Below are 13,803 nucleotides of genomic sequence, written 5' to 3' on the forward strand. Positions count from 1 at the left end.
GCATATTTAAAGGGGGACATCATCTTGTTCAATAAGAAAAAACAGGAGCCGATCGAACAGCCAGAAAAAGTAGCTGAGCTGGCGACTAAGCAAGAAGAAAATGCAAGAATGAGAGAACAGCTTACAAATAAAAATAGTGAGTATCTATTGAAACTAAACCGAAGCTTAGATGAGCGCGGTGTTTCAGAAGAAAGAAAAGTACTCATCTTTAACGATATGTTGAAAAATATTGTTGAACAACAAGATCATCACCTTACTGCCCGTAAAATTTACGGGACGGTAACTGACCAAGCAAATTATTTAACAGAAAATCCAACATCCAGTGAACAAAAAGAGGTCGTTCGATCAGAACCTTGGAAGCTATACATTGATGGTGGACTACTGTTAGGTGGGATGTTTGCGATCCTTTCAGGTATTTCTGGGATGTTTGGTAGAGGAGATAGTCAAGCAGTAGGTATGCAATTAATGGTACTCATTCTAAACTTTGTTTTAGGTGGTTTTGCCTTTATGATTATTACCAAGTATGCACCGGTACCAGGAGAAAAAGGTGGATTCATCAAGTATATTCTGGCAACAGTATTAGCGATGATGGGGTTTGTGCTTTTTATCTCTCTAGGGGCATTGATTCCAGAAGCAATCAATCCAGTTATTCCTTCACCAATTACTTTAGTCATAGGTGTTGTGGCGATTGCAGCCAAATGGTATTTGAAACGTAAACTGAATATTCAAGGAACCTTGTTTTAAAATTAAATTGTAAAGGAGTCTCTTCGAAGCGAATCAAACTTTGGAGAGGCTCTTTTTTGAATCAATACTGAGTGAATGTAATATAGATCGAACTCTTAAAAGCGTATTATAAAATAAATTATATACAAATCGTTCGTTATTGTAGCGCTAACAATGAAATTCTTTGTCAAGTTTATTAGAAAGTTCTTACATGGAGGAAACGGGTGTTGACCTGACCAGATATGGGTGGTAATTTAGTTATTAAAAATTACGATAGCTAAGAGATAAAGTATAATTGGAGGAGAACAATATGGGAAATTGGGAAACGAAATTCAATAAAAAAGGATTTACGTTTGATGATGTGCTGTTACTACCAGCAGAAAGTCATGTTTTACCAAACGATGTCAACTTACAAGTAGAACTATCAGACTCCGTTAAATTGAATCTACCGGTTCTTAGTGCGAGTATGGATACTGTTACGGCATCAGGGATGGCCATTGGGATGGCTCGTCAAGGTGGTCTTGGAATTATCCATAAAAATATGACCGTAGAACAACAAGCCGAAGAAGTTCGAAAAGTAAAACGTTCGGAATCTGGTGTCATCATTGATCCATTCTTCCTTACTCCAGAACATTTGGTTTCAGAAGCTGAAAAACTGATGTCCACTTATCGAATCAGTGGTGTTCCAATTGTAGAAACAATGGAAAACAGAAAATTCGTAGGGATTTTAACTAATCGCGATATGCGCTTTATTACAGATATGAATGAAAAAATTCAAAATGTGATGACGAAAGAGAATTTAGTCACCGCTCCTGAAGGCACATCACTTGAAGAAGCGGAGCTTTTATTGAAGGAACACAAAATTGAAAAATTACCTTTGGTCGATAAAAACGGCTGGTTAAGTGGTCTAATTACAATCAAAGATATTGAAAAGATTACACAGTTCCCAAATGCAGCAAAAGATAAACATGGTCGCTTACTTGCGGGTGCGGCTGTAGGTATTACTAAAGACACCTTTGAGCGTGCTCAAGCGCTGATTGACGCTGGAGTGGATGTTATTGTAGTCGATACCGCACACGGCCACAGCGCGGGTGTATTAAGAGAAATGAAAAAAATCCGTGAAGAGTTCCCAGATGTCACACTGATTGCAGGTAACGTTGCAACAGCAGAAGGTACACGTGCGCTGTTTGAAGCTGGCGCGGATGTCGTAAAAGTTGGGATTGGACCGGGATCAATCTGTACAACTAGGGTAGTTGCAGGTGTCGGAGTTCCTCAGATTACTGCGATTTACGATTCAGCTTCAGTTGCGAGAGAATATGGTAAACCAATTATTGCGGACGGTGGAATCAAATATTCAGGTGACATTGCAAAAGCACTAGCAGCAGGTGGACATGCAGTCATGCTCGGTAGTATGCTTGCGGGAACAGATGAGTCTCCTGGTGAATTCGAGATTTATCAAGGTCGTCGTTTTAAAACCTACCGTGGTATGGGTAGTCTTGGAGCAATGCAAAAAGGCTCAAGTGACCGTTACTTCCAAAGCGGCGAAACAGAAGCAAACAAATTGGTTCCAGAAGGAATCGAAGGACGCGTTGCGTACAAAGGTAGCGTTCAAGATATTATCTTCCAATTAGTTGGCGGATTACGCTCTGGTATGGGATATGTAGGCGCAGCAGACTTAAAAGAACTGAGAGAAAATGCACAGTTTATCGAAATGTCTGGAGCGGGTCTTAAAGAGTCCCATCCACATGATGTGCATATAACAAAAGAAGCACCGAACTATTCGGTATAATAGAAGCAATCATTAAAAGCATCGAGATTTTCTCGATGCTTTTTTTGTACCAAAACAGACTATCTTTTAAAGGAGTGGTTTGCTATTCTATAAGGTATAAACTTAATTTGAAGGAGAATGAGATGAACATATTTGAAGGATATCCCTTAAGAAAGATATTAAAGAGAGAACAAGCCTTGATGTGGTTACTATCTCCACTTGCATTGCAATTGATATTAGGTATTATTGTCCCCATCCTACTTATCGCAACTAATCCAGATATTGTCACCCGTCTTTCAGAAACCGAGCTTCTTGAGGCGATGGCACCTATGATAAATGTCGTAGGCTCAGTGGCTTCTATATTGCCATTATTTATTTTACCTTTAGTCATTATCGGTAGAAAGATTCCATTAATTAATCGAAAACAACTTAGTCGTGACGAATGGAAAGTGATCCCGGGGTTAAATACTAAGGACTGGAACTTTTTAGCATGGTACATACCTGTTTCTTTTATTCTTTTAAATGTCGGAAGTACGTTACTGTCTATGGTATTTGAAAATTCGGAAGCTATCAATCAACAGGCTATCGAGGATCTCGTGGGAGTAACTCCTGTATGGGTGATGTTTTTAATGGTTGTAATTGCTGCTCCAATCGTTGAAGAATGGCTGTTTAGAGGGTTAATTTTATTTCGTCAAGACTCACTCGATGCTACTTGGGTTTCCGTTATTGTAAGTTCTGTAATATTCGGATTAGTTCACGTTCCAACCAATATTCCTTCAGCCTTTACGTATATCGGTATGGGCTTCATGTTTGCTTACGCAGCTAAAAGGACAAGAAGTGTAGAAGCTTCCATTTTTTATCATATGTTAAATAATTTTATTGGATTTATAGCATTGTATGCATTTATATAAAAGTAAAATAAAAGACCGTTATATCCGCCACTTAGTTGGGAAGATATAACGGTCTTTTATTTGTTATTTTCTAATTCAAGCAAATCCAATTTCATCGGTAATCCACCTCGAAAACCTCTCGGTGCACCATTTTTTGGTCCCACACGATGACAAGGATAAACAATTAGTAAGGGATTCTTACCAATAGCCGTCCCGATTGCTCGAGAATGAGTGGCACCTTTGTTTAACGTGGCGGCAATATCACTATAGATGACTGTCTGACCATAAGGAATATCATATAATGCTTTCCAAACCTTTATCTGAAAGGGGGTACCAATGAGTTCAACTGGAAAGGTGAATACCTTTCGTTTATAAGAAAGATACTCTTCGAATTGCTGAACGTAAAGAGAAAGTTTCTGATCATCTCTTATTAAAGTTGCCTTAAATGGTAAACGACTCACCCAATCTTCAAGTTCCTTTTTGTTTTTAGGAGAAGACCCCACAAAAATTAATCCATTATCACTGGCGAGAATGTAAAACGACCAATGGTCATAGACAACTTCTGAAAAGTAAAGTTCTGTCTGCATACGCACTACTCCTTAAGTTTCAGTCATCTTTTACTAAATAGAATGCTCAGTCAATGCAGATTTGATTTCCTGCATAACATAAATTTTATCTTCGTTGCGATCAAGATCAATCGAATCGATATCAATTACTAATGTAGGACTTTGATTGTAAGCATCGAACCAGTCGTCGTAACGACTATGTAATTTAGTATAATACTCCAACAATTCAGGGTTACCATCCACTTGCTCAAAAGAGCGCCCTCTTTTTTTAATTCTCTCCAAATGTGTATCTAGGGAGCCACGTAAATAAATCAATAGATCCGGAGCTTTTTTAGGAATATCTTTAAGTTCTTCCATCATATTTTCCAGAAGATCTGTATAAAGAATCATTTCAGCCTCACTCATATTGCCTTCTTCATAATTAATCTTAGTAAATAAGGCATCTTCATATATGGAGCGATCCAAAACGTTATGTCTATGGACTAAAGCCTCTTTAATACTTCTAAAACGTGTATTCAAAAAGAAAATCTGTAAAGAAAAGGCCCATCTCTTAGGGTCTGCATAAAACTTCTCAAGAATAGGATTATCAACTACTTGCTCATAAAAAGCCTCACTTTGAAATTCCTCTGAAATAAATGTTGTAAATGTACTTTTTCCTGCGCCGATCATACCTGCTAAAACGATCACTGACATCTTATCTCCTTCCATTCTTTAAAAAATACTCCCTAATATCATACCACAGGAATCTTCCAACTATTATTAAGATTTCTGAAACCTTTCCATCTTATCCATACGAAAGTCTCGAAATAGAGTTTATTACATAAAAATAATAATTGAAATATTTATTATGAAAAATTTCACTTTTAATCGTATCACCCATAAAAAGAAACTTTAAAGAGTTTATTTGATAGCCTTTCCAATTGTAAATTGATAGAAAAACATTTTCAAACAAATGGGTCTATTTGTTATAATCATCAAATTTAAATATAACAAAATTAGTGGTTTTAAGGTATCAATTTAATTGTTTTGTTCTTTTTGATACTATTTTCTCGAGAAGTTACGGAAATTAATCGAACATTTCAAAAGATTAAATTCGTAACAAAAATTACGGAAGGGAGAGAAAAAGTATAAGTAGGATAGATACATAAAGACACCTGAGAAGCGTGTTATCCTGCTGCTTCATTACTAAACGGAAAACTAAGCAAGAGTTTTGAAGGAGGACAAAGAATTGAAACAGTATACTCGAACGAAAAAAGCGAAAAATAAAAAAGTAAACAGATATGTGAAGAGAGCATCTTACGCGGCCATTGCGACGACGCTAGCTTTTCAACCGATTGCCCCACTATTTCAAAATGGACAATTTGTCGGTTTTTCAGACCAGAAAGTGAATGCAGCATTAGCAGATATTAGTTTATTAGGTGCAGGAAGTACATTACAAAGTAACGTTGGACAGGCTGAAGAAGAAGGAACGAGAATTTTTCAAAACGCAGATGGGACTTATAATCTTGATGTAACCTTGCGTGGGCAAGGTGGTGGGGTACAAGCTGGACTAATTGATCCAAAGAATGCAGTATTTGTTATCCCCCCAGAATTGAGTGATGAAATTAATACGAATAGCGCTACGATTGACATCAATGTAAACGTTCTACTGCCAAATACGTTAACAGCTTTAGATAATGCAGCTTTAAATAGTGTAACTGGATTAGTCGGTGCGTTGATAGGCGCAGTTGGTGGTGTCGGCGAAGGATTGGGTGTATCTGGTTTAGGGCGGTTACAAACTGCTGTCCAAGCTTTACAAGATTCACTCACGCTTCCATACAGTGCTACGGTACCCGCTACAGTTTCAAGAGCAGCGGATGGTTCGACCATCCTTAGAGCTGATTTTACTCAAGGATTGGGGCAAGCCATTACGCAAAACTATGCAAGAATTGTTAATGAAGTGATTGCAGCAATCAACGGAGTCAGAGTAACAAATCTTTTACTAGGACCAGTTGTTAATCCATTACTAATCCCTGTAAGAAACTTAGTCGCTCCTCTTACAACTTTAGTAAATGGGGTAGTATCGGGAACGAACCCGATATTAAATCAAACAGTAGATTTAAGTGTTGCTGGGAATTCATCCTTCAGACTTAGAAATGTGACAGTTACAGAACCAGATACTGAAACAGCGGACGTAAGAGCTGCTGTGGTTTCCGTTACAGGTCCAGAACTACTAGATGTTAACATCCTAACAGACATTCAAACCGAAGCACCTTTTGTAACTTATCTATTTGATGGTGTAGTCATAGAAGGTCCTTTCAGTCCTGCTGCCCCATCAGTCGATCCATTAACGGAAGTGGCGACAGAAATTACAGGATCTACAACAGATATTGAAATACCTGACGATGTTACATTAACAGCTATTTCAACTTTACCGGATGGATCAACCGTATCTGCAGAAGTTGCGGAAGATGGTAGCTTCTCTATTCCGTTAGGGGGCTTTGATCTTACAGCAAACGATATAGTCACAACAGTCATTAGCGCATCAAATACGGCTGGGACAGTGAACAGTTCTCCAACAACAACGATTGTAGAAGCCGTTGAAGAACCAGAAGATCCAGACTGGCAAGGGTATACACCAGGAGTACCGACTACACAAGAAGTAACCGTTGATTCAACAACGTTATCGGGATACGTGACAGATGATCTAGAGGCTATACCCGCAGGAACCTTGCTCGAAGCGACTTTACAAATTGGAGAAGAAGCAACGCCCGTTATAGTGAACGTTAATCCCGACGGAACATTTGATTTTGATTTAACAGGAATTGAACTGACTGAGGGGCAAGTGCTCAACATAGCAATACGAGCTACTTTAGAAGGTGAATTTCGAACAGGAGACGCCGCAGTAAGAGTCGTAGGTCCGGCGGTTGAAGAACCAGAAGAGCCAGAGGATATAGACTGGCAAGGGTTCAGTCCTGTTGCACCTACTGTTCAAAACGTAGTTCTGGTGGGTACTACAGAAGTGTCGGGTACAACAACAGATTTACCTGCGGATGTACCCGATGGTGTGACGCTTTTCGCTCAAGGGTTTGTGCCGGGGCAAGGCGCTTTTGAAACAGAAGTAGCTGAAGATGGAAGTTTTACGATTTTTACAGATGGCTATGAGTTTCAAGAAGATGATAGTATCTTCGTATCCATTGTAGCCAGATTGGGGAACGAGTCTAGAAGTAGTACAGTTGTAGAAAGAATCATTTCTGCAGAAGATCCTTTTGGTGGATTTGTACCAGCTGCTCCTACCGCTGGGGAATTAAGAACGAATTCTGAAACATTATCAGGATCTACCACAACTTTACCTGGCGATGTGCCAGATGGCGTAGAAATCATTGCGTTTATGAGAGTGGTTACTGAAGATACAATTATTTCAGCTACTGTCCAACCGGATGGAAGTTTTACTTTTAATTTAGAAGGAGTCGACTTACCAGAAGGTGAAACTTTTGAAGTATTCATAAATGGTCTAGCCGAAAACGGAGCGACAGTTCAAAGTGAATCGTATTTTGATATTATTCTACCTGCTGAAGAAGAACCAGCAGATCCATGGGCAGACTTTACCTTTGAATTGCCAACAATCGATGAAGTTACTGCAGATTCTGAAGCAATCAGTGGAATAATCGGTAATGATGTTGCAGATGTCCCTGCGGGAGCGGAATTAGTTGCTTCTATTACCTTGCCAAACGGTGTTGTTGTTCAAGTAGATGTTGCAGATGATGGAACTTACTCGTATGATCTCGGGGACATAGAGTTACTTGAAGGTCAAACGGTAGCAGTTCAAATCATCGGAACACTTGATGAAGTGACATTAACGAGTGGAACAGCCACAGCGGAAGTGTTAGCTGGAGAAGAAGATCCAGTAGATCCGTGGGCAGGATTCGAGTTTGGCCTACCAATAATCAACGCAGTCACAGAAGATTCAACAGTGATTAGTGGAGCGATTGGTAATCCTATTGAAGATGTACCAGCAGGAGCTGATTTGACTGCCTTAATTACATTACCAAACGGGGATGTATTAAGAGCACCACTGGCAGCTGATGGAACTTATACCGCTTCATTAGGTGGTTTAGTATTAACTGAGGGAGAAGAGATTTCGGTAGAAATTTCTGGGGTTCTCGGTGGAGAAACAGTCACAAGTAATCCTGCAACAGCGACGGTGCTAGCCGGTGAAGAAGAACCGGAGCCAGAAAATCCTTGGGGTGACTTCACATTAGATGCACCAACGATTAATACTGTGACAACCGATACAGAAGTAATCAGTGGAGCAATTGGAAACCCAGTTGAAGAAATTCCTAGTGATGCAATTCTTACAGCTCGAATCACTTTACCAAATGGAGCTATTTTGAATGTCCCAGTAGTAGATGGAGCATACTCAGCATCACTAAGAGGTCTAGCACTAGCTGAGGGAGAAGAAGTTTCAGTCCAAATTATCGGTCTTCTTGATGAAGTTAGTTTGTCAAGTGATGTAACAACGACTACGGTAACAGCTGGAGAAGGAGAAGAACCTGCAGATCCATGGGGTGACTTTGAATTTGGTCTACCAGTTATTGACTCATTGACTGCAGATTCGGAAACGATTAGCGGAGCAATTAGCAACGATCCAGAAGAGATTCCGGAAGGCGCAGAATCTATTGCTTACATCACTTTACCAGGTGGAACAGTTGTCCAAGCGCCAGTCTTGCCAGACGGTACATTCGTTTACGATCTTGACGGACTAGAATTGTCTGAAGGAGATATCGTCGCTGTCGAAATTATCGGTACATTAGGTGATGTAAGTTCAATAAGTCCGACAGCAGTCAGTGTAGTTGCGGCCGGCGAAGAGGATGAAGAGCCGACTGATCCAGAAGAACCAGAAACGCCGGATTGGGGTGGTTTCTTACCAAGTGCACCAACAGTCGGTACGTTACCAGCCAATGCAACAAGTTTGACTGGTTCAACACCTGATACTCCTGAAACGTTACCAGAGGGTATGGAATTGGTCGCACAGTTTAGAATGCTACCAGATGGAGAATGGATTACAGCAGACGTAGCTGATGATGGTTCATTTACATTTAATCTAGAAGGTATGTCATTAGTTGTGGGTGAAGAGTTTGAGGTTAGAACGTTTGCTTCATTTGGAGGAGAAACTCGTTCAAGTGTACCAGCTACGGGAACAATCACACCGTTTGAAATAGATCCAGAAGATCCATGGGGAGAATTCGCCTTAGGTGTTCCAACACTCAATGCATTAACGGAAGATTCTGAAACTGTTGGCGGAATGATCGGAAACCTTGCAAACACTGTACCAGATGGAGCGGAACTTAGAGCCGTTATTACGTTACCTGACGGAAGTACTTTAGATGTAGACGTAGACGAAACAGGTATGTTTACAGCAGCTCTAGGAGACTTTGAGTTAGTTGAAGGGCAAACTGTATCTGTTCAAATATTTGGGGCGTTAGGTGGAGAAGAAATATCAAGTGCAATCGGAACAACAACTGTTGGAGCTGGGGCAATTGATCCAGAAGAACCAACAGATCCAGATGAAGCTTGGGAAAACTATGCACTATCTACTCCATTAGTGAATCCAGTAACAGCAGATTCAACTGTACTTTCTGGAACAACAGTGAATTTACCAAGTGATGCTCCAGAAGGAACAACCTTAAACGCAATCGCTACTTTAGCAGACGGCACGGAATTGGATGCTATTGTAGACGCAGCGGGTAACTTTGAAATTTCTCTAGATGGCCAGACATTAACTGCTGGAGAAGCGATATCCGTAACCGTTGAAGCAAGTAGAAATGGGGAAGTTATCACTAGTCCTGCTTCTACAATTACAATTGGTACGGGCGCACAAGATCCAGATGATCAATGGGATAGCTTAGTGCTGACAGTACCATCGGTCAACCCAGTAACTTCGGAGTCTGTAGAATTGACAGGTTCTACATTGAATACTCCAGGCTTGTTACCGGATGGAGCTACATTAAACGCTCAAGTAACGTTACCAGATGGTACTGTTTTGAACACACTAGTAGCAGCAGATGGAACATTTGTTGTATCACTTGAAGGTCAAGATTTACCAGAAGGTGAAACCATTTCGACACTGATATTTGCTGAACGTAATGGCGATAGGATTGACAGTCCAGCAGCGACTACAACAATCGCTACGGGTTCTGTAGAAGTTCCAGAAGATCCGTCAGATGAGGAATGGGAAGCATTCAACCCAGTTGTTCCAACCGTTAATCCGTTAACGAATGCATCAACTACAGTAACAGGGACCACTGAGAATCGACCAGGAGAAGTTCCAGCAGGAACAGTATTGACTGCGATAGTGACTTTACCAGGTGGCGGTACACTTACAGCGCCAGTTGGAGAAGATGGATCCTTTACAGTTGATTTAGAAGGAAATGATTTGACACCAGGACAAGATATTCTTACAACAATTCTTGCGGTTCGTGAAGGAGAAGAAAGAGTTAGTTTACCAGCGACAACAACCGTAGGGGCTAGTGAACCAAGTACTCCAGAAGAACCTGGAGAACCGGCTGATCCATGGTTAGGTTATTCACCAGCAATTCCAAGCCTATCAGGTGTAACGGAAGATTCTACAGTGTTAACAGGTAGTACAAACGATATCGCCGGCACTTACCCAGAAGGAACAGCACTGACAGTAAGCTTTGTAATTCCTGGACTAGGAACAGTTACTGAGACAGTCGCAGCAGATGGTACTTTCAGTACACCTCTAGCAGGAGCGGCGCTTGTAGCAGGAGAAACAATTACTGCAACCGTCACTGCTTCATTAGAAGGGCAAGAACCGTTAACAAGTGCACCAGCTACGATTACAATTGGTGAAGGTACACCGGATCCACTTCCTGAAGATCCAGATGAAGCATGGGAAGCTTATACTCCGGCAACGCCAACGCTTAACGCAGTAGATGCGGATACTACAGTTGTCAGCGGAAATACAGTTGATGTCGGAGATGCAGTGCCGGCGGATGCTACACTGTTCGCAGTACTAAGTATTCCGGGAGTAGGAGACGTTGAAGCAACTGTTGTTGATGGCGCCTTTAGCTTTGAAGTAGCTGCAGGAACGCTTGAAGCAGGCTCAACTATTACAGCTACGATAAGAGCAGAACGAGAAGGTGAAGAGCCTAGATTCAGTGGTACAGCTAGTACGACCGTTGGTACAGGAGCCGTTGATCCAGTTGATCCTGAACCTGAGTTAGGCTTGGGCGATTATATCCCAGCAGTACCAACCGTTAATCCAGTAACAGAAGATTCTACTGAACTAACAGGTACGACACCAGATATACTAGCTAATCTTCCTGAAGGAACGGCATTGAATGCGGTAATCACTTTACCAGGAGGCGGCACTGAAACGGTTGAAGTTGTTGACGGCGCCTTCAGTTTACCATTAGATGGAATTGAATTGATACAAGGAGAAACGTTAACAGTAACGATTGTTGCGACATTAGGAGACGAAACAGCAACAGGGACTCCAGCTACAATCACGATTGGTTCTGGAGCAATTGATCCAGTCGATCCTACTGATCCCGTTGATCCAGATGAAGAATGGGCAGCCTTTACGCCAGCGATTCCAGCGCTGGATCCAGTGTCAGAAGATGCAACTTCACTGACAGGGTTTACAGCTAATACACCAGAGAATACGCCAGAAGGAACAACCTTGACAGCTGTTCTTACATTACCTGATGGTACTGAAGTAGACGTAGTGGTCAGTCCAGACGGATCGTTTGAATTCTCGTTAGAAGGTGTAACTCTGGAAGAAGGAGATGTACTTTCAGTCGCGGTTGTTGCTTCTAGAGAAGGTAATGATCCGATAACAAGTGGTACTTCTGTAGTAACTGTCACTGCAGGTGCCGTCGGTGAGGATGAAGCTTGGGATAACTATACGCCAGCGATTCCAGTCGTCAATCCAGTACCAGAGAATACAGATGAAATTACAGGTTCAACTCCAGATCTACCAGCAAATCTTCCAGAAGACACTGAACTGGAAGTGGTTGTAACATTGCCGGATGGAGAAGTAATAAGGGTTCCTGTCAATGATGATGGAACATTTACTGTACCAATCAATGTTGAATTAAGTGAAGGAGATACGATCGCTGTCGTCGTCGAAGCTACTAGAGGAGATGAGACGAAAGCAAGTGATCCTTCAAACGTTACAGTTGGACCAGAAATCGTGGATCCAGTTGATGAATGGGGAGACTTCGTTCCAGGAGTGCCAGCCGTTGATCCAATAACGGAAGATTCTGAAACAATTACAGGACGTTCACCAAACTTACCATCAAGCTTGCCGGAAGGTGCTACTTTGACTATCGAAGTGACATTGCCAAATGGAGACGTCTTAATAGGTGTTATTAACGAAGATGGAACATTTGAAGTAGATCTTGAAGGTAGAGAATTGGAACCAGGAGAGACAGTTTCAGTAGTCGTTGTAGGAGAATATAACGATGATAGAGTAGAAAGCTTGCCTTCTGAATTAACTGTAGGATCTAGTCAAGAAGAACCAGGAGGAGAAGAGCCGGATGAAGGTGTATTCGAAGGAATTGAACCACTCATCCCAGCTGTTAATCCTGTAACTGAAAATGCCACAGTTCTGACAGGTAGAACAACAGATACACTTGACCGTTATCCAGAAGGAACTGTCTTGTTTGCTAGATTGACACTTCCAGATGGAAGAATATTTATGGTCATGGTGAACCCTGACGGTACATTCGCTTTTTCTCTTGATGGTCTCGCGCTGGAACCAGGAGACTTGCTGAATGTTGATATTGTAGCGATGAATGGTGGAGAAACAGTTGCTAGTATGCCTGCTACTGTTACTGTAGGTGCAGCAGAAGTACCAGTTGATCCGGAAGAACCGGGTAATGAATGGGCTGACTTTGAGCCAGCAGTTCCAACACTTCAACCAATATTTGAGAATTCGACTGAATTGGTTGGTAGAACACCAGATATGACTTCTAATATGCCAGAAGGAACAGAACTATGGGCATATATCACAATTGAAGGTATAGATGAAACATTTAGAGTGTTGGTAGACGAGGATGGATTCTTTACACTGTCATTAGATGGAATCGACTTAGAGCCAGGAAGCTGGATCACAGCTAGGATGGTTGCTTTCAACGGAGATGAAATGAGAATGAGTCTTCCAGCATTTACAACAGTAGCTAGTGTAGAAACAGGAGAGCCAGGAGAACCGGGAGAACCAGGAGAACCAGGAGGACCAGGAGAGCCAGGAGAACCAGGAGAACCGGGAGAGCCAGGAGAACCGGGAGAGCCAGGAGAGCCAGGAGAGCCGGGAGAACCGGGAGAGCCAGGAGAGCCGGGAGGACCAGGAGAGCCAGGAGAACCAGGCATTCCAGGAACACCAATAGTCGACCCAATTAATCCTGGAGATACTGAAGTTGGTGGAGTAACAACACCACCTTCTGAACTTCCAGAAGATTCTGAAATTGAGGTTGTAGTAGTATTACCTGATGGAACAGTCATTAGAGGACCAGTAAATGCTGATGGAAGTTTCAATATTCCAATAGGAAGACCAGTTGCTTCAGGAGAAGTTATTAGAGTTTATACTGAAGTAACAAGAGATGGTGAAGAAATGAGAAGTGATACGGCTGTTATGTCTGGAGGAAGAGGACAACTTGGAATCGTACCAGGTAGAGATAGTGTTCGTGGACCATCATCTAGACCTAGTGGATTTTTACCTCAAACTTCTAGCGCAGATACAATCACTCTGACAGCAATTGGTTTAGGATTGATTGGACTTGCTGGAGCATTGTTCTTCAAAAATAGAAATAGAAAAAATAAAGTATAAGAATAGTAGATTGAATTAAGTAAA

General features: G+C 41.5%; 6 protein-coding genes. 4 read left to right on the forward strand and 2 right to left on the reverse strand.

Features of this window, described 5'->3' with window-relative positions; all coding sequences use genetic code 11:
* The first annotated feature begins 24 nt into the window (after positions 1-24).
* The 3 genes from VXN63_RS06780 (at position 25) to VXN63_RS06790 (ending at position 3,402) form a co-directional block, all read left to right on the forward strand.
* On the forward strand, positions 25-744 hold the full coding sequence (locus VXN63_RS06780) for a DUF1129 domain-containing protein (RefSeq protein ID WP_327757262.1): 720 nt from the start codon (positions 25-27) through the stop codon (positions 742-744).
* Between the two features lie 289 nt (positions 745-1,033).
* Positions 1,034-2,512 (forward strand): IMP dehydrogenase, encoded by a 1,479-nt coding sequence (gene guaB / locus VXN63_RS06785; RefSeq protein ID WP_327757263.1) that lies wholly within the window; start codon positions 1,034-1,036, stop codon positions 2,510-2,512.
* A gap of 122 nt (positions 2,513-2,634) precedes the next feature.
* On the forward strand, positions 2,635-3,402 hold the full coding sequence (locus VXN63_RS06790) for a CPBP family intramembrane glutamic endopeptidase (protein WP_327757264.1): 768 nt from the start codon (positions 2,635-2,637) through the stop codon (positions 3,400-3,402).
* A 56-nt stretch (positions 3,403-3,458) separates the two neighbouring features.
* On the opposite strand, the gene VXN63_RS06795 is transcribed toward VXN63_RS06790, so the two are convergent.
* Positions 3,459-3,968 (reverse strand): methylated-DNA--[protein]-cysteine S-methyltransferase, encoded by a 510-nt coding sequence (locus VXN63_RS06795; protein WP_327757265.1) that lies wholly within the window; start codon positions 3,966-3,968, stop codon positions 3,459-3,461.
* Between the two features lie 33 nt (positions 3,969-4,001).
* The gene (locus VXN63_RS06800) at positions 4,002-4,655 is read right to left on the reverse strand and encodes a deoxynucleoside kinase (protein WP_327757266.1); all 654 of its coding nucleotides are present in this window, start codon (positions 4,653-4,655) and stop codon (positions 4,002-4,004) included.
* 520 nt (positions 4,656-5,175) lie between these two features.
* On the opposite strand from VXN63_RS06800, the gene VXN63_RS06805 reads away from it, so the two are divergent.
* Positions 5,176-13,779, forward strand: coding sequence for an LPXTG cell wall anchor domain-containing protein (locus tag VXN63_RS06805; protein WP_327757267.1), 8,604 nt, complete (start codon positions 5,176-5,178; stop codon positions 13,777-13,779).
* Positions 13,780-13,803: the final 24 nt, after the last annotated feature.

Origin of the sequence: Marinilactibacillus sp. XAAS-LB27, assembly GCF_036039175.1 — a bacterium.
Lineage (GTDB): Bacteria > Bacillota > Bacilli > Lactobacillales > Carnobacteriaceae_A > Marinilactibacillus.